General features: G+C 73.8%; 11 protein-coding genes. 7 read left to right on the forward strand and 4 right to left on the reverse strand.

What is annotated here, in order from left to right; translation table 11 throughout:
* Positions 1-810, reverse strand: coding sequence for an ABC transporter ATP-binding protein (locus ACIQAK_RS05745; protein ID WP_366387042.1), 810 nt, complete (start codon positions 808-810; stop codon positions 1-3).
* Positions 803-1,762: an ABC transporter permease gene (locus tag ACIQAK_RS05750; RefSeq protein ID WP_366387043.1), complete on the reverse strand. Its 960-nt coding sequence runs from the start codon at positions 1,760-1,762 to the stop codon at positions 803-805. The genes ACIQAK_RS05745 and ACIQAK_RS05750 overlap by 8 nt, the downstream gene beginning before the upstream one ends.
* 154 nt (positions 1,763-1,916) lie before the next feature.
* Between ACIQAK_RS05750 and ACIQAK_RS05755 the strand changes: the two genes are divergently transcribed.
* Complete coding sequence (locus ACIQAK_RS05755) at positions 1,917-2,525, forward strand: TetR/AcrR family transcriptional regulator (protein WP_366387044.1); 609 nt, start codon at positions 1,917-1,919, stop codon at positions 2,523-2,525.
* A gap of 167 nt (positions 2,526-2,692) precedes the next feature.
* Here the strand turns inward: ACIQAK_RS05755 and ACIQAK_RS05760 are convergent, their stop codons facing one another.
* Entirely contained in the window at positions 2,693-3,916 is a 1,224-nt protein-coding gene (locus tag ACIQAK_RS05760) for a hypothetical protein (protein WP_366387045.1), read from the reverse strand.
* Positions 3,917-4,012: 96 nt separating this feature from the next.
* Positions 4,013-7,693, reverse strand: coding sequence for a CDP-glycerol glycerophosphotransferase family protein (locus ACIQAK_RS05765; RefSeq protein WP_366387046.1), 3,681 nt, complete (start codon positions 7,691-7,693; stop codon positions 4,013-4,015).
* A gap of 293 nt (positions 7,694-7,986) precedes the next feature.
* Between ACIQAK_RS05765 and ACIQAK_RS05770 the strand changes: the two genes are divergently transcribed.
* The 6 genes from ACIQAK_RS05770 to ACIQAK_RS05795 all read left to right on the forward strand — a co-directional run bounded on the left by ACIQAK_RS05770 (position 7,987) and on the right by ACIQAK_RS05795 (position 18,681).
* Positions 7,987-9,132: a CDP-glycerol glycerophosphotransferase family protein gene (locus tag ACIQAK_RS05770; RefSeq protein WP_366387790.1), complete on the forward strand. Its 1,146-nt coding sequence runs from the start codon at positions 7,987-7,989 to the stop codon at positions 9,130-9,132.
* A gap of 155 nt (positions 9,133-9,287) precedes the next feature.
* Positions 9,288-10,040, forward strand: a complete 753-nt coding sequence (locus tag ACIQAK_RS05775) for a methyltransferase domain-containing protein (protein ID WP_366387047.1) — start codon at positions 9,288-9,290, stop codon at positions 10,038-10,040.
* Positions 10,041-10,051: 11 nt separating this feature from the next.
* Positions 10,052-10,930 carry a TylF/MycF/NovP-related O-methyltransferase gene (locus ACIQAK_RS05780; RefSeq protein WP_366387048.1) on the forward strand — a complete coding sequence of 293 codons (879 nt, stop codon included), beginning with the start codon at positions 10,052-10,054 and terminating at the stop codon, positions 10,928-10,930.
* 277 nt (positions 10,931-11,207) lie between these two features.
* The gene (locus tag ACIQAK_RS05785) at positions 11,208-14,690 is read left to right on the forward strand and encodes a CDP-glycerol glycerophosphotransferase family protein (protein ID WP_366387049.1); all 3,483 of its coding nucleotides are present in this window, start codon (positions 11,208-11,210) and stop codon (positions 14,688-14,690) included.
* Entirely contained in the window at positions 14,687-17,542 is a 2,856-nt protein-coding gene (locus ACIQAK_RS05790; RefSeq protein WP_366387050.1) for a CDP-glycerol glycerophosphotransferase family protein, read from the forward strand. The genes ACIQAK_RS05785 and ACIQAK_RS05790 overlap by 4 nt, the downstream gene beginning before the upstream one ends.
* On the forward strand, positions 17,539-18,681 hold the full coding sequence (locus ACIQAK_RS05795) for a glycosyltransferase (RefSeq protein WP_366387051.1): 1,143 nt from the start codon (positions 17,539-17,541) through the stop codon (positions 18,679-18,681). The genes ACIQAK_RS05790 and ACIQAK_RS05795 overlap by 4 nt, the downstream gene beginning before the upstream one ends.
* Positions 18,682-18,736 lie beyond the last annotated feature (55 nt).

Genomic DNA, 18,736 nt, shown 5'->3' on the forward strand with positions numbered 1-18,736 from the left:
CTACTTGCGCTTGGTGAACGACTCGTAGGCCGCCACCACTTCCTCAGCCGGGCCGTCCATCCGCAGCGTGCCCGCCTCCAGCCACAAGGCCCGGTCGCAGGTGTCGGTGATGGACTTGTTGCTGTGGCTGACCAGGAAGACCGTGCCCGCCTCGGCGCGGAGTTCCTTGATGCGGTCCTTGCTGCGGCGCTGGAACTTCGCGTCGCCGGTGGACAGCGCCTCATCGATCAGGAGGACGTCGTGGCTCTTGGCGGCCGCGATGGAGAAGCGGAGCCGGGCGCCCATGCCGGAGGAGTACGTACGCATCGGGAGCGTGATGAAGTCACCCTTCTCGTTGATGCCGGAGAAGTCGACGATGTCGTCGTAGCGTTCGCGGATCTGCTCACGGGTCATGCCCATCGCCAGTCCGCCCAGCACCACATTGCGCTCGCCGGTCAGGTCGCCCATCAGGGCCGCGTTCACCCCGAGCAGCGACGGCTGACCTTGGGTGTGGACCTTGCCCCGGGTCGGCGGGAGCAGGCCCGCGACCGCCTTGAGCAGGGTCGACTTGCCGGAGCCGTTCGAGCCGATCAAGCCGATCGCCTCGCCCTTGTACGCCGCGAAGCTGACCCCCTTCACGGCGTGCACCTGGCGTGCGCCGGGGGTACGGCGGCGCGTGGTGAGCCGGCTGAGCGCCGAGGTCGCGCTGCCCCGGCCGGTGCGGGCGCCGTTGACGGTGTACGTGATGTGGACGTCGTCGACCACGACCGTCGGGACGCGCTCGTCGCTCGGGACACGCTGGTCCCCGGCAGAATCCTTGAGGTCAGCCACGTCCGTACGTCTCCTCCGCCTTCCAGAAGTACACGAATCCCGCCACCCCGCACAGCAGCGCCCAGCCGGCCGCGACCGCCCACGCGAGGGGCGGCAGCTGCGCCCAGGTGTAGCTGTCGATGAGCGCGTACCGCATGAGGTTGATGTAGAGCGCCGCCGGGTTGTACTCCAGCGCCACCATCACCGCGTGCGGCACCCGGTCGTCCTTGAGCAGGTGGTCCAGGCTCCACATCACGCCGGACGAGTACATCCAGGTCCGCAGCACGAACGGCGTCAGCTGCGCGATGTCCGGGGTCTTCGCCGTCAGCCGGGCCACGGCCATCGACACCCCGGTGTTGAAGACCGCCTGGAGGGCGAGCGCCGGGATCGCCAGCAGCCAGGAGGGCCGCGGGTACTGGCCGAACACCAGCAGGATCAGGGTCAGCGCCCCCAGCGAGAACAGCAGCTGCTGCAGCTGCTGGAGCGCCAGCGCCACCGGCAGCGAGGCGCGCGGGAAGTGCAGGGCCCGCACCAGCCCGATGTTGCCGCTGATGGCGCGGGTGCCCGCGGTGATCGAGCTGCTGGTGAAGGTCCAGATGAAGACCCCGGTGACCAGGAACGGAACGAAGTCCTCCACCCCGCTCTTCGTGTTCATCAGGACGCCGAAGATGAAGTAGTAGACCGTCGCGTTCAGCAGCGGCGTCATGATCTGCCAGATCTGGCCGAGCTTCGCCTGGCTGTACTGGGCGGTCAGCTTGGCCGTAGCGAACGCGGCGATGAAGTGCCGCCGCCCCCAGAGCTGCCGGATGTACGCGGGCAGCGACGGACGGGCACCGCTGACCGTCAGCCCGTGCCGGGCGGCGAGGGCGGCCAGTTCACCCGGCGCGTGGACCGGGGCGGCGGCCGGGGTGTCCTTGGCCGGAGAGGAGACCGGGGAGACCGGGGGCGGCGGGGCTGCTGTCTGGCTCACCACGGACGATCGCTTTCGACGGAAGCGGAAGGGGGGAACGGTACGGTCCCGTAGGGACGCCCTCGTTGGGACGGGACCGTATCGTCGTAACGCTGAGAGTAGGACGCTTGTACGTCGCAACGCAACCGTCCCGTCGTGGCGCACTATCATTCGGCCCATGACCACCGAACGGGGAACCCGCCGCCGCGCCCCCGCAGGCGCCGCCGTCCTGCGCGAGGACGTCACCGACGCCATCCGCGCGGCCGTCTTCGAGGAACTGGCCGCGGTGGGGTTCGCCCGGATGTCCATCGAGGGCATCGCACGACGCGCCGGGGTCGGCAAGACCGCCGTCTACCGCCGCTGGAAGTCCAAGCTCGCCCTCGTCCTCGACCTGGTCGCGGCCGTCGCCGCGCAGGGGATGCCCGCCCCGGCCACCGGTTCGCTGTACGGCGATGTGCGCGCCGTCCTGGAACTCGCCGCCTACGCGCTGCGCCACCCGGTCGCCTCGCAGGTCATCCCGGACCTGCTGGTGGAGGCGGCCCGCAACCCGGAGATCTCCGAGGCGATCAAGGCCGCCCTCCTCGACCAGCAGCAGGGCGTCGCCGCCGTGGTGGTGCGGGAGGCGGTGGCCCGGGGGGAGCTGCCGGAAGGGAGCGATCCGGACCGGGCCCTCGACCTGATCGTGGGGCCGCTGTACTGGCGCCTGGTCGTGGTCCGGGGCGAGCTGCCCAAGGGGTACCTCGACGATCTGGCCACCTCGGCGGTCGCCGCACTGCGCAACGCCTGAAGCGGAACCCACGCTGAAGCGGAGTCAACGCCCGAAGCGAACCAACGCCTGAAGCGGAACCAACGCCTGAAGCGGAGTCATCGGCCGAAGCGAACCAACGCCCGAAGCGAACCAACGCCTGAAGCGGAGTCATCGGCCGAAGCGGAACCAACGCCCGAAGCGGAAGCTCACCGCTCCGGTACCCGCGCCAGCACCTCGCCCGTACGCGGGCTGTACGCCAGCACCGACGCGTCCCCCGGCAGCCGCTGGAACCGGGTCAGCAGCACCCACCGCACCCCGTACCGGTCGGTGATCCGGTCCCGCTCCTCGCGCGCGGTCGCCGCGTTCAGGTAGGTGGCCACCGCCCGGCTCCGCGCGCTCCGCTCCGCCGTCGCGAGCCCCGCGTCCGGCAGCCCCTCCGCGAGTACGTACGCCCCGTGCCCGGCCAGGGCGTACATCGCCGAGCGGCTGTCCGTCAGCACCACCTCGCCGGGCGGGACGTGCGCGGTGGCCCACGTGTACGGCTCCCCGGTCATCGGGGCCCCGCCGGTCTCCGGACGGCTGGTGACCCCGGCGGCCGACGGGGGCTGCTCGGCGGTGAGCCCGTTGTAGTACGGCCACACCGCCGCCACGGCTGCCGCGCACAGCCCGGCCACCGTCCACTTCCGCAACGTCGGCCTGATCCGGGTCCGCTGCTTCACCGCGATCAGCGCGACCACGCCCAGCGCCGCACCCAGCGCCGTCGGGAGGTGGACCAGCAGGACGAGCCCGAGCAGGGCACCGATCCCGGCCGCCTCCGGCCACCGGAGCGCCCGCGACGGCAGCTGCCCGGCGCCCGGGCGGGGGACCCGGGTGATGGCGCGACCGGTCCACGCCCACAGATGCAGGGTGACCGCCACGGCGAACGTGCTCGGTGCGCTCCACCGCCCCGGATCCGCCCAGTGGATCAGGGCCAGTGGGACCAGCGCGAGGACCGGCACCCAGCGGTTCGGGGTCAGCAGCCGGGTCAGCCGGCCGATCCCGGTCAGCAGCAGTACCAGGTTGACGGCGGCGGACAGCGCCAGGACGGTCTGCCCGGAGAGCCCGCTGACCCGGGCGGTCAGGCCCTGCACAACGGCGTACGGGGAGTAGTGCGCGCTGGCCACGGCGGGCAGGTCCGTCATCGGGAACGTCGGGTGCAGCAGACTGCTCCGCAGCCGTTCGACGACGGCCGCGTTCAGCCCGGCCTCGCAGCACATCGGCACCCGCCAGGCGGCCGCCGACAGCACCGCCCACAGCAGGCCGCCCAGCAGGACGTACGGCGAGGGCAGCCACCGGGGCGCTGCGACGCGCTCGTGGTCTTCGGCGGCCTCGGGAGGGGAGAGTGGGGGAGGAGCGTCGGACGGGGCGGGGGTGGGAGAGGAGAGGGACACAGATCATGCGTTCCGTGCGCGAGGCCTTCCCTCCCGGCCGCCACTCTTCCGGGGGATGAGGGGCGGGCTTCTTCCGGAGAGAGCGGGTTGGGCTGTCTAGGGGGCGTCCGCCAGCAGCCGGTCCGCCACCCGCGCCGCCGCCCCGCCGTCGTCCAGGTCGCAGTAGTCACGGCGGAAACTCTCGTACGCGTCGGCGTGCCGGGCGGCCAGCGCCCCGGTGGAGCGCAGCGCCTGCGCCACCTCCTCCGTCGTGACCAGCAGGGGGCCCGGAGCCCGGGTCTCGAAGTCCAGGCAGAAGCCGCGCACGGTGTCGCGGTAGTGCTCCAGGTCGTACGTGTGGAACAGCATCGGGCGGCCCGTCAGCGCGAAGTCGAACATCAGCCCCGCGTAGTCGGTCACCAGGACGTCGGCGATGAGGAGCAGCCCGGCCGCGCCGGGGTGGTGCGAGACGTCGAGTACGCCGGGTCCGGCCGGGACGCTGCCCGTGACCCGGGGGTGCCGGCGCACCAGCACCGTGTGGCCGGGGCCCAGCGAGCGGGCGAGGGCGTGCGGGTCGAGCGCCGGGTCCCAGCGGTACGGGCCGGGGGCCGTGCGGTCGGGGGAGACGGACGGGGGGTGGGCCAGGTGGTCGCGGTAGGTCGGCGCGTACAGCACGACGTGGTGGTCGTCCGGTACGCCGAGCGTGCGCCGGATCTCGTCGGCCGCCTTGTCCCGGTCCGGCGGGAACAGCACGTCGTTGGCCGGTGATCCGGCTTCCAGCACCTCACCTCCGTACGCCAGGGAGCGGCGCAGCAAGGGGGTGGCGAAGCGGCTCGGGGAGACCAGTACCGACCATTGGGCCGACCGGTGCGCCAGGGTGGCGAGATGCTGGTGGTCGGCGTAGAGGGTGTCCGTCAGTCCGGTGCCGAAGCGGCCGAGCGGGGTGCCGTGCCAGGTCTGGACGACGGTCTGCCCAGGGCGCCGCTCGAACCACACGGGCAGCTGTTCGTCCGTGACGATCCGGCGCGAACGGGCCAGCGCCTCGTACCAGGCGGCGCTGTGCACGGGGACGGCCCGCGCGCCGGACGGGACGTGGGTCGTCCGGCCGGGGGTGGTCCCGGTGACCCACAGGTGCTCGCACTCCGTGCCCCGGCGCACGAGCTCGGCGTGCACGGCGCGCGGGGAGTCGCCGCCCGCGTAGAGGACGGTGTCCAGGAGCGGGAGGGTGGCGCGGTCGGCGCGGTGGTACGAGGCGCGCAGCAGCCGCCCGCTGTACGCGCTCCGCTCGCCGACCGGGAGCGGAGGGCCCGCGAGGACGGTCAGCCGGTCGCCGTTCCGCCGCTCCAGGGCGAGGATGGAGTCGCCGCAGGGGAGGTGCGCGGAGAGGGAGGCGAGGACCCGCACGGGCCGGCCGCCGAGGTGGAGGCTCCAGCGGCCTTCGGGCAGAGGCGGGACGATCGACGCCGAGAACCGGCCGGTCGCGTGGTCCACTGCGGCCTCCGCGACCGGGGCCGTCTCGTGCAGCGTCTCGTGGCGCAGGACGAGAGGGGCGCCGGGGTCCGCGTCCGGGACGGGGGTGCCGGGGTCCGCGCCCGGGACGGGGGTGCCGGGGTCCGCGCCTGGGACGGGGGTGCCGGGGTCCGCGTCCGGAGCCGTGGAGGCCGGGGCGTACGTCCCCGAGACCCGCAGGGACCCGTCCTCCAGCCGCTCCACCCCGTCCGCCACCGGCAGCCCGCCCAGGTCCACCACCAGCTCCCCCGCCGCGTCCGCACCCGCGGGCGGCGGCAGGTCCGGGGCGGCGGGCAGCGGGGCCCGGGTCCCGTCGGCGAGCAGCAGCCGGGTCCGCCACCGCGCACCACCCTCCGCCACGACCTCGCGGGGGGCCCGGTGCGGGGCGGGCGGTACGGCGGCGAGGCCGTCGAGCGGGACCCGCACCGTGAACGCCACGCCGTGCTCCCCGCTCTCCCCGTCCGCCACGCCCTGCTCCCCGTCCGCCACGCGCGCCGGGTTCTCCCCGTCCGCCCCGTCCACCTCGTGCTCCCCGCGCGCCGGGTCCTCTCCGCGCCCCTCGTCCGCCACGCACTCCACCGGGAACGACTGTTCCTCCGCCCCGTCGCGCGTCAGCAGAAGGGCCGTGGGGCCAGGGCCCTCGAAGACCCGGCCGGTCAGTTCGAGAGAGGCCCCCACGACCGTGCGCCCCGCCACGACCGCGCCCCCCGCCACCACCGCGCCCCCCGCCACGACCGAGGCCCCCTCCACCATCGCCCCCGGCCGCGACACCCTCACCCGCAGCCGGCCGCCGTGGTGGTCGAGCACCGCCCGCCGCCCGTCGCCCAGGTCGTGCGCCAGCGGCTGGTCCGCGCCCGCGTCCAGGGCGCGCACCGCCACCCGGCGTACCGTCCAGCGTGCGGCGACGACCAGGCCCACCAGCCAGCCACCGTCATCACCCGTCGCGGGCAGCCGGCCCGGGTCCAGGACCATCTCGAAGCCCGTGTGGTCGTAGTCGTGCAGCTCCTGACCGGAGCGCACCGACGCCTCGGGCATCGGGATGTTCCGCACCGGCACCCTCCGCACCCGACGGCCCCCGGCCGCCGCCCGGACCATCCCCACCGTGAGCCGCTGTCGCGCCGAACCGGCCGGAAGGTTGCGCAGGTAGGCGTACCCGCGCAGGCGGAGCTTCCCGTCCGCGCCCCACCGCGCCTCCACGAGCCGCGCGACCGCCGGTACGTCGGTGCGCGCGAGCCGGGCGCTCGCGCCGCGCACGCCGGGGTAGACCGCCCGCCGCCGCCCCGGCAGCCCCGCCACCGCGAACGTGCCGGTCCCGTTGACCCGTTCGAAGGCCAGGACGGCCAGCAGCTGACTCATCCGCCGCTCCCGCACCAGCCGCCACTTGATGCGCAGCTCCACCGGCAGCCCCTCCAGCACCCCGTCCCCCGCCCGGTCGACGAACGCCCCGGCCCCCTCCAGGAACGCCGCCCGGTAGGCGTCGCCGCCCATCGGCAGCCCGTCCAGGAAGTACCCGAAGTCGTCGCTCAGGCAGGACGCGTCATACGCCCGCCGCTGACCCGCGTCCCGGCCGCCCAGGAAGGCGCTGACCTGCTCGCAGGCGGCGATCCGGTCCCGTACGCCGGTGACGTCCGTACGCCGCCGGGTGATCGAACCCTCCCGCACCCGCCAGTGGTACACGTGCTCGTGCAGGACGTCGACGGAAGCGGCGAGGTAGTGCGCGGGGATCATCACCGGGGTGTCCTCGTACAACCTCCCCTCCGGGAAGGCGAAGGCGTGCCCGTCCCAGAAGGAGCGCCGGAACACCTTGTTCCACGCCACCCGGTCGGCCAGCAGGCGCGGGTCCCGGGTGATGTGGGTGCGCGGGCGCGTGGCGGTCAGCCAGCGGTACTGCCACGCCTGCTGCCGCCCCTGTCCGGTCAGCCGCCACACGTTGCCCGTCACCAGATCGGAGCCGGTCGACTCCAGCGAGGCCACCATCCGCTCGTACGCGTCGTGGACGACGAAGTCGTCGCTGTCCGCGAAGGCCAGGTAGGGCACGGTGGGGGTGGTGTGCCGGACCCCGGTGTTGCGGGCCGCGCTCAGGCCGGCGTTGCGCTGCCGGACCAGCCGGAAACGGCTGTCCCGGGCGGCGAAGTCCTCCGCGATCCGGGTGCTTCCGTCCGTCGAGCCGTCGTCGACCATCACCACCTCGATCGCGTCGAGGCTCTGGTCCGCCACCGAGCGCAGGCAGTCCTCGAGGTAGTCCTCGACGTTGTGGATTGGGACGACGACGCTGAGGAGTGGCTTCATGCTCTGGTCAACAGGGGGCGGGTCCCGGGGTCACCGGCACTGACCCGAACGGGTGAACGCGGGAAGCCGGGTGGGCAGCGCCGCGACTACTCTCGGCTGCCATGCCTCCCGCCGTGCCTGGTGTGTCCGCCGTGCCTGCCGCGCCCGCCGCACCCGCCGTGCCTGCCGCACCCGCCGTGCCCGCCGCGCCCGCTGCGCCCGCCTGGCTCACCGCGTCCGCCGCCGTCCGCGCCGGGGCGGACCGTGTCCGCCGGGCGGCCGGGAAGGCGAAGCGGTTCGTCCGCAGGCAGGCCATGCGGGCCGCCTACCGCATCGACCTCCACCGTCCGCTGGACCCGAACCTCGCCGTCTACGGCGCGTACTGGAACCGGGGCGTCGCCTGCAACCCCGCCGCGATCCACGCCAAGGCCCGCGAACTCGCCCCGCACATCAGGGGCGTGTGGGTCGTCTCCTCCCGGCACCGCGACCGGATGGAGCCGGACGTGCCGTACGTCATCGAGGGCTCGCGCCCCTACTGGCGGGCGATGGCCACCGCCACGTACCTGGTCAACAACTCCAGTTTCCCCGGGGGCTTCACCAAACGCCCCGGCCAGCGCTACCTCCAGACCCACCACGGCACCCCGCTCAAGACGATGGGCCTGGACCAGCGCGCCTACCCCGCTCTGGCCCGGAAGGCGGACTTCGCCAAGCTCCTCGCGCACGTGGGGCAGTGGGACTTCAGCCTCTCCGCCAACCCGCACAGCACCGAGGTCTGGGACCGCGTCTACCCGGCCCCGCCAGGCGCGTCCTACCAACGCCTCGACCTCGGCTACCCCCGTAACGACGTCTACTTCACCGCCACCGCCGAGGACATCACGAAGATCCGCTCCGAACTGTCCATCGCCGAAGGGCAGACCGCCCTGCTCTACGCCCCGACCCACCGCGACTACCGCCAGGGCTTCGTGCCCGATCTCGACCCGGAGCAGCTCGCCCGTGAACTGGGCCCGGAGTACGTGGTGTTGGTGCGCGCCCACTACTTCTACGGGCGGTCCGCCGGGGTCGGCGGTACGGCGGCGCCGACCGGGCGGGTCCTGGACGTCACCGCACACCCCCGGGTCGAGGAACTCTGCCTGGCGGCTGACGCGTTGATCACCGACTACTCGTCCCTGACCTTCGACTACGCCTGTCTGGACCGCCCCATCGTCGTCCACGCCCCCGACTGGGAGGCCTACCGGGCCACCCGCGGAACCTACTTCGACCTGCTCTCCGGCCGTCCGGGCGACACCCCCGGAACCGTCACCACCACCCCCGGGGAGCTGGCCGAGGCGTTCCGGACGGGGGCGTGGCGCTCGCCCGCGTCGGCCGCGCTGCGCACCGCGTTCCGGGAGCGGTTCTGCCCGTACGACGACGGGCACGCGGCGGAACGCGTCGTACGGCGGTTCTTCGGCGGCCCCGGGTGAGACGGAAGCCGCACGGCGGTTCGCCACCGGCCCCGGGCAGACGGAAGGCGCCCGCCACCCGAATGGCCCAGACCCGGCCGCTCCGCGCGATTCCTCTGCGGCGCCCGGTCGTTGATTCCGACAGCTCGCGCACACCGCCAGGTTGGGAGACGTCCATGCACCGGTCCGCCTACGAGCAGATGGAACTCTGCGTCCAGGAGTATCTGCCCGTCCAGGGGCCCACGTCCGGCACCTACCGGGTCGTCGACCTCGGCTCCCGCATCTCCGGCAAGCAGACCCGCACCCACCGGGCGCTCCTCGCCGGGCACCCCGTCGACTATTTCGGCGTCGATGTGCAGGACGGGCCCAATGTGGACGCGGTGATGAGGAAGCCGTACCGCATCCCCGCCCGCTCCAACAGCGCCGATGTCGTGCTGTCCGGGCAGGCGTTCGAGCACATCCCGTTCTTCTGGGCCTCCATGCTGGAGATCGCCCGGGTCCTGAAGCCGGGCGGTCACGCCTTCATCACCGCCCCCTCGCGCGGCCACGTCCACGACGCCCAGGACTGCTGGCGGTACTACCCGGACGGGTTCCGCGCCCTTGCCGCCCACTCCCGGCTCGAACTGCGCGAGGCCTACACCGACTTCCCGCCGCAGCAGGGGATCTGGCACGACTACCGGGCCATCGACAAGAAGGCCGCCTACTGGGGCGACTCCGTCGGTGTCTTCCGCAAGCCGCAGCGCTATCCCCGGCTGACGATGTTCGCCGTACGGGAGCTGGCGGTGTGGTGGGCGAACCGGGTCGGCGGCGTGGACGGTGTCCCGCTGCCCCGGCCGGCCGCCGGCCGCGAGCAGTGCGGGCGCCCGAAGACCGTGCCCGTGCAGGCGCCCTCGCTCGAAGAGGACCCGCCCAAATCAATGGCAGGTTGACGAAAAGTGACATGCGCCACAAACCGCGCGTACTGTCCCGGGGCATGGCTTGGCGCAACGCCGTCAACGGCGTCCTTCAGCAGCTCACCGGATACCAGCTCAGGCGCGTCACGGTGCCCGCGGCCCGCACGGCCCCGGTCGATCCCCCTCCGGCCCCCGCCCCCGCGGTGGCGGCGGCCCCGAAGCCGAAGTCCGCGGCGAAGAAGTCCGCTCTCACCTTCCCGGAGGACTACGACGACGAGGCCCGGGACATCATCCGGGCGGTCAAGCCGTACTCGATGACCTCGCCGGAGCGGCTCAACGCCTTCATCCTCGCCACCCGCTACATCGCCCGGCACAGCATCCCGGGCGACATCGTCGAGTGCGGCGTCTGGCGCGGCGGCTCCATGCAGGCCTGCGCCCGGACCCTGCTCTCGGTCGGGGAGACCGAGCGCGAGCTGTACCTCTTCGACACGTACGAGGGCATGACCGCGCCCACCGCCGAGGACCTGCGGCGCGACGGCCGCACGGCGCAGGAGCTGCTGGACGCGCAGGGCAAGGACCGGCCGATCTGGGCGGTCGCCTCGCTGGAGGACGTCCAGGCGGGGTTCGAGCACGTCCCCTACCCCAAGGAGCGCGTCCACTACGTACGGGGGCGCGTGGAGGACACGGTTCCGGAGCGGGCGCCCGAGCAGATCTCGATCCTGCGGCTCGACACCGACTGGTACGCCTCCACCAAGCACGAGCTGGAGCACCTGTACTCACGGCTGGTCAGCGGTGGTGTGCTGCTGATCGACGACTACGGCTACTGGCAGGGGTCGCGCCAGGCCGTCGACGAGTTCCTCGACAAGACCGGCGAGCGGCTGTTGTTGCTGCGCATGGACGAGGGCCGCATCGCCGTCAAGCCCTGACGCCGGACCCCTCACGGCAGCACCAGCGAGCCCCGTGCCTATCCCGGTCCGGGGCTCGAGCGCGTCGCGGGTCCGCAGCGGGGCTCGAACGCTCAGCGGCGCGCCCCCCGGATGCGTGACTCCGCCCTCCCCGTCACCCGAACGGCTCCCCTCGGGTGACCGGGCCCGGTGGCGCGGGTTGTACCCCGGGGCCCCCCACACGCCCCCAAGCTTCTTGATGATCATCCCCCTGATGGCATTCCCCGATGCCGTCCGCCCGGAAGGATCGTGCGCTGCGATGGCACCCCGTCTCACCGTCGTCGTCCCCCTCTACAACGTCGAGGAGTACCTCGGTGCCTGCTTGACCTCGCTCGCCGAACAGACCATGGCGGACCTGGAGGTCGTCCTCGTCGACGACGGCTCCACCGACGACGGGCCCGCGCTGGCCCGAGAGTTCGTGGACCGAGACCCCCGCTTCCGGCTGATCCGCCAGGAGAACGCCGGTTTGGGCGCCGCCCGTAACGCCGGGGTCCGCGAGGCCCACCCGGAGGCTCAGTTCCTCACGTTCGTCGACAGCGACGACGTCGTACCACCCGGCGCGTACGAGCGGATGCTCGCCGAACTCGACGCGTCCGGCTCCGACTTCGTGACCGGCAACGTCCTGCGGCTGCGGGCGGGCGGAGCGCTGGAGCAGTCCCCGATGTTCCGCAAGCCGATGGAGAAGGCCCGGGCGGCCACCCACGTCACCCGGGACTGGATCCTGCTCGGTGACCGCATCGCCTGCAACAAGGTGTTCCGCCGCACCTTCTGGGACGAGCACGCCTTCGCCTTCCCGGCCGGCGTGCTGTACGAGGACATCGCCGTCGTCCTGCCCGCCCACTTCCTGGCCCGCTCGGTCGACGTCGTCGAGGAGCCGGTCTACCACTGGCGCGACCGGGACGGCTCGATCACCACCCGAAGGGCCGTCCCCCGGGGCATCCGCGACCGGGTCACCGCCGTCACCACGGTGAGCGGTTTCCTCGCGGACCGGCCCGGGATGGCCGAGGCCAAGCGGCGCTACGACGCGCACGCGCTCTCCGGTGACCTGTGGCTGTTCATCGAGGCCCTGCCCGAGGGGGACGAGGAGTTCCACGAGGCCTTCCTCGAACACGCGGGGGCCTTCGCCGCCACCGTAGAGCCGGCCGTCCTGGCCGGTCTGCCCCTGGACCTGCGGATCAAGTGGCAGCTCATCCGCGAACGGCGGATCGCCGAACTCCTGGCCCTGCTCGCGGACGAGAAGGACGCGGGCAGCGGCCGGGACACCTTCCACGTGCGCGGTCTCCTGCGCCCCCGCGCACACCACCCCGCCGTCCGCGACCCGCTGCCGCCCGCCACCACCGCGCTCACCCCCGCCGACCTCCCCGTCCACGCCCACCTCACCGAGGCCGTGTGGCGGGACGGGCTGCTGCGGCTGACCGGGTACGCCTACGTCCGCAACGCCCCGGGCGGCCCCCCGCGGCTCGGCTGGCTGCGGTCCGGCAAGCGGCTGATCCCGCTGCGCCTGCGCGCCACCGGCGACGACGAGGCGACGGCCCGCTCGGGGCGCTCCTTGCACCGGTACGCGCGCGCCGGGTTCGAGGCGGTCGTCGACCCGCGCACCCTCGCCGCCAGGGCCAGGGCCGGGCGGACGACCTGGAAGCTGGAGTCCGTCCTGTTCGGGGCGGGGCGGCTGCGCCGGGGTCCGATGCGGCTGACCGGCACCCCGGCCCCGCCCGCCGCCCGGTACACCGACGAGCGGACCCGGGTCGTCCCCGTCCTCGCGGGCAACAAGCTGGAGCTGCGCACCGAACGCGTCACCGCCGTCCTCACCGGCCAGTCAGCCGCCGACGACTTCCTCCGCCTGGAGGTGAAGGTCCTCGACGACGACGGGCCCGTCGCCCTGCGGCTGACCGAGTGGCGCACCAAGGAGACCCAGGAGTTCGCCCTGCGCGGCTCGCTCGGGTCCCGGGCCGCCGACATCCCGCTCAGCTCCTTCCAGGGCGGCGAGGACGGCGGCGACGCCATCTGGGGCGTACAACTGGTGGGCGGGAGGCAGCGGTTGACCGTCGCCGCACCGAACGACGCCGGGGACGGGTGCTATCCGCTGCCCGGCGGGCGTGAGCTGTACGCGGCCGCCAACCCCTCCGGCGACCTCGTCCTCACCGACCGGGCCGTGCAGCCCGTCGTCACCTCCGTGGCGTGGACCGAGGGTGGGGGGCTGGTCCTCGAAGGCACCTTCCGTGAGCCGTCCGGTGCCCTCGGCGAGCTCGTACTGCGGCACAGCGGCCACCACGAAGAGGCCGTCCTCGCGGTGGAGTCGGGGGAGGGCGGCGGCTTCCGGGCCGTGGTCCACCCCGCCGCCGTCGACGGTCCGGGCGGACCGCTGCCGCTCGCCGAGGGGCGGTGGTACCCCTTCCTCCGCGAGCCGGGCGAGCGCGACCCCGACGCGTACCGGCCGCTGCGGCTTGGCACCTCGCTCCACGCGGACTTCCCCCGCCAACAGGCCCTGAACGGCAGGTCCTTCACCCTCCAGCGGCGCTACCACGACCGGCTCGTCCTGGAGTCGGGCAGCGCCCTGCCGCCCACCGAGCGAGGTGCGTACGGGCAGCGGATCCAGCGTGAGCGGTACGCCGGGCTCCGCGCCACCGACCGCGCCCACCTGCGACCGGCCGTCCTCTACTCCAGCTTCGACGGCCGGCAGTACTCCGACTCGCCCCGCGCGATCCACCGCGAACTGGCCTCCCGGACACCGGACATCGAGCACCTGTGGGTGGTCCGCGACCAGCAGGCCGCCGTGCCCGCGGGCGTCCGTGCCATCGCCCTGCACAGCGCCGCATGGTACGAGGCGCTCGCCCGCAGCCGCTGGGTCGTCACCAACACCCACCTGCCCCAGTGGTTCGAGCGGGCCGAGGGCCAGTGCGTCGTCCAGACCTGGCACGGCACCCCGCTCAAGCGCATCGGCCGCGACCTCGCGGGCACCCCGCACGCCGACGCCGCCTACATGGCCTCCATGGAGCACCGGTCCGCCCAGTGGAGCCTGCTCCTCTCGCCGAACAGCTTCTCCACCCCCGTCCTGCGCCGCGCCTTCGGCTACTCGGGCGAGGTCCTGGAGTGCGGCTACCCGCGCAACGACCTGCTGTACGCGCCCGACCGGGCGAAGGTCGCCACCGCCGTACGCGAGCGGCTCGCCATCCCCGAAGGGCGGCGCGTCGTCCTGTACGCCCCCACCTGGCGCGAGGACCGGCCACGGCAGGGCGGACGGTACGAACCCGACCTCCACCTCGATGTGGACCGGGCCCGCGACGCCCTCGGCGAGGACCACGTCCTCCTGGTCCGCCGCCACTACCTCGTCGGTGGCAGCCTCCCCGACACCGACTTCCTCCGCGACGTCTCCCGCCACCCGGACGTCGCCGAACTGCTGCTGATCAGCGACTGCCTGGTCACCGACTACTCCTCGATCATGTTCGACTTCGCGCAGACCGGCCGCCCCATGCTCTTCCACACCTACGACCTGGCCCACTACCGGGACACCCTGCGCGGCTTCTGCTTCGACTTCGAGCACCGTGCCCCCGGGCCCCTGATCCCCGACTCGGCGGGCGTCGTGACCGCCCTGCGCGACCCGGAGGCCGCCGTCGCCGGGCACCGGGAGGGGTACGCGCGGTTCCGGGAGGCGTTCTGCGATCTCGACGACGGGACGGCGGCCGTGCGGGTCGTCGATCGGATGCTCGAGGACGGCTCCGGACCGGAGGGGGAGCGGGCATGACCGACTTCAGCTGTGTGATCACCGGCGGCGGGGAGAGCGAGGGCGCGGGCGGCGCCGACGCCCTGCGCGCCTCCGTCGAATCCGTCGTCGGCCAGTCGCTGCGCGGGTCCGAGGCCGTCGTCGTCCTCCCCCCGGGCGCCGACGCACCCACTCGCACCACCGCCCGCGCCTTGGCGGACTCCGCCCCCGACCGGGTCCGCCTGATCCACGCCGACCCGGCCGCCCGCACCACCGGCGCCCTGCGCAACGCGGGTCTGGACGCGGCGACCGGACGGTACGTCCTGGTGCTCACCCCCGGCGAACGCCTCCACCCCCACGCCTGCCGCAACCTCTGGCAGGCGGGCGAGCGCAGCCGCGCCGACCTGGTCGCCGGACGGTGGAGCCGGACCGTGGGCGAGGGCGGCAAGGAGCAGGAGCCGCCGTGGCAGGAGCAGTTGTACGCCGCCTCCCGTACCGTCGCCCGGTTCGCCGAGGCGCCCGAACTCGTCGTCCGGGACGCCCTGGTGACAGGCTTCTGCCTGCGCCGGGAGGCCGCCCGGCGGCACGGGCTGCGGTACGAGGAGGACCTGGCGCACGGCGAGATCCTGTTCGGCCCGCTCGCCGCCGCGGCCGTCGGCCGGATCGCCCTGGTGCGGCGGCTGATCGTGACCGGCCGGGCCGTACCCGACCGGGCCCGCGACCTCACCGCCCTGGTGGAGGCCCACCGCCGGGTCGCGGGCTCCCTGGACGCCCACGGGCTGCCCGCCCTGCGCGAGGAGCGGGAGCGGGCCTTCGTACGCGACCACCTGGTGCCGCTCGCCCGCTCCTTCCCTCGGCTCCCCGTGGCTCGCCGCACCCGGACCGCCGCCACGGCCGCCCGCGTCCTGACCGCCCCCGTACCGCGCGAGCTGCCGCCGCTGGAACGGGTCGCGGTCACCCTGCTCGCCCGGGGGGACGCGGAGGGCGTCCTGACGGCGGCGTACGCGCTGAGCCGGCCCGCCACCGTCTGCGCCCCGCTGGTGACGGGCGAGGACGGGCGGGTGCGCTGGGGCGGCGAGGGCTCCGCGGAGGTGGACGTCAGCGAACTCGGGCACCAGCACCGGCTGTTCGGCGAGGCCCGGCTGATGAACCGGCTCACCCACTGCACCGCCGAGGGGAGCCGGCTGCGGCTGGCGGGCCGCCTGGTGCTGCCCCCGCACACCGGCCCCACCCCCGACACGCCTCTCACCGCCACCCTGGAGTTCCGGGCCCGGAACGGGGCGCGCGCCGTCGCGTTCCCGGTGGACGAGGTACGCCACGACGGGATGGGGATCACGTGGGGGGTGCGCGCCGACATCACCCGCCGCCTGCGCCCCCTCGGCGTACGCGACACCGCCTGGGACGCCCGGCTGATCGTGGACGCCGGCGGCGTCCGTTCCGTCAGCGACCTCTTCGCCCCGCAGGACCAGGTGGAGGCGGCGGCCCGGTTCGCCGCGCGTCCCCGGCTCGGCCGGCTCGCCGGGGACACCTGGGAGCCCTACGTCACCCTCAAGGACCATCTGGCCCTGCGCCTCACCGCCCGCCGCCGCCCGGCCCGGACCACCCGCCGCCTGGTGCGCTACGCCACCCACTTCCGACCCGCCCGCAAGGCGAAGGCCCTCGGCCGCGCCCTGCGCAGGCGGCTGGACCGCTACCGCTCCCGGGGCTTCAAGGCGCCCGTCTACAACACCTGGCTCACCCGGCTCCCCGTACGCCGGGGCTCCGTCGTCTTCGAGAGCCACATGGGCCGCTGCTACGGCGACAGCCCGCGCGCCGTGTACGAGGAGATCCGCCGCCAGGGGCTGAAGCTCCGCCCCACCTGGTCCTACGACACCTCCCCGGCCGGCTTCCCGGGCGACGCCCGCCTCGTACGCCGCTGGTCCTGGCGGTACCTGTGGGCGCTGGCCCGCGCCGAGTACTGGGTCGACAACCAGGGCTTCCCGCAGCACCTGCGCAAGCCCGCCCGCACCACCTACCTCCAGACCTGGCACGGCTCCGCGTACAAACGCATGGGCTTCGACGAGACCCGGGTACGCCTGCAGAACGCGCCGCAACGTGAACGCCTCCAGCAGGCCGTCCACCGCTTCGACCACTTCCTCGTCCGCTCCGAGCACGACGTGACCACCCTCGCCCGCGCCTACCGCCTGCCCGAGGACCGGCTGCTGCGCACCGGCTACCCGCGCAACGACGCGCTGATCGCGGAGCGCACCCGCACCGAGGCCGAGGGGCTGCTGCCGCGCCCGCCGCTCGCCGGGGCACTGGGGATCGACGACCACAAGAAGACCGTCCTGTACGCGCCGACATTCCGGGGCGGCCCGGCGGGCGGCAAGCAGGCCAGGCGCCGACTGCTGCTGGACGTGAGGGAGTTCGCCGAGCGGTTCGGGGACACGTACACCCTCCTCGTCCGGGCGCACTACCTGGAGGCCGCCCGGCTACCCGTCTGCCCGCCCGGCACGGTGATCGACGTCTCGCGCCACCACGACGTCAGCGAGATCCTCACCCTGGCCGACGTCCTGGTCACCGACTACTCCTCGATCATGTTCGACTTCGCGCTGCTGGACCGGCCCGTCGTCCTGTACGCCCCCGACCTCGACACGTACGCCGCCGAGCGCGGCAGCTACTTCGACCTGCGGGAGAAGGCGCCGGGCCCGGTGACCGCGACGCAGGAGGAACTCTTCGCCGAGCTGGCCGAGCTGAAGAGGTCCGACACCCGGCACACGCCGCAACGGGACGCCTTCGCCGCGGAGTTCGGCCCGTACGACCGGGGGGACGCCGCCCGGCAGGTCGTGGCCGCCGTGTTCCCCCCGCGAAGCGCCCGCCGCACCACCGACCACCACCAGGGGGCCGGCCGATGAGCCGTGACATCTTCATCGTCTCCAACAGCACCGACGAACTCGGCGGTGTCACCACCTGGATGCACCAGACCGCCCGCCTCTTCACCGAGCAGGGCCACCGCGTCCACACCGTCGGCATCCACGCATCCGAACGGAAGATGGCCCTGCCCGCGCAGCCCGGTCACCCCGTCACCGCCCTGTACCCGGCCCACCCGCCGACCCCCTGGACGCCCCAGGGCATCCGGGACCGCTTCCGCGTCCCGAGCCGGCGCCGGGAGGCGGCCCGGGTCGCGGAGAAGCGGCGGACGGTCGCGCGGCTCTCGGAGCTCTTCGCCGATGCCCGGCCCGGCGCGGTCGTCGTGGTCACCCAGGTCTGGGCGATGGAGTGGGTCGGGGAGGCTGACACCGCCGGTCTGCGGGTGATCGGGATGAGCCACGAGTCCTACGACTACTCCCGCGCGAGCCACCGCTACCGCTGGATCAAGAACCACTACAAGGACATCGACCACTGGCTCGTCCTCACCGAGGAGGACGCCGACCGGTGGGCGGGCGACGGGATGAACAACGTCGGCTTCCTCCCCAACGCCCTCGCCCGCCTGCCCCACGTGCCCTCCCCGCGCACCGGGAGGACCGTGGCCAGCATCGGCCGCCTCACCGACCAGAAGGGCATCGACCTGCTCCTCGACACCTGGGCCCTGGTCGCCCCGCAGCGCCCCGAGTGGCGGCTGCGCGTGTACGGGACCGGCGAGGACGAAGCCGCGCTGAAGGCGCAGTGCACCGGCCTCGGGCTCGACGGGTCCGTGGAGTGGATGGGGCGTACGGACGACGTGGAGGCGGCCCTCGCGGACGCGTCCGTCTTCGTCCAGTCCTCCCGCGGTGAGGGCTTCCCCCTCGCGCTCCTGGAGGCGATGGCCAGCGGGGTGCCCTGTGCCGCCTTCGACTGCGCGCCCGGGGTCCGCGAGATCGTCCGGGACAGGGAGGACGGACTCCTGGCCCCCGCCGGGGACACCGCCGCCCTCGCCGACCGGCTGCTCCGGCTGACCGGCAATCCCCGGCTGCGCGACGCGCTGGGCGACCGGGCCCGGTCCGGGGTCCAGCGGTTCGCCGAGCCGGAAGTGGTGCGGCGCTGGGAGGAGCTGTTCGCGTTCCTGGAGCGGTGAGCCGGTGTTCCTGGAGCGGTGCGTTCGTGTCCATGGGGCGGTGCGTTCGTGTCCA

The organism is Streptomyces sp. NPDC088706 (assembly GCF_044752765.1).
Classification (GTDB): Bacteria; Actinomycetota; Actinomycetes; order Streptomycetales; family Streptomycetaceae; genus Streptomyces.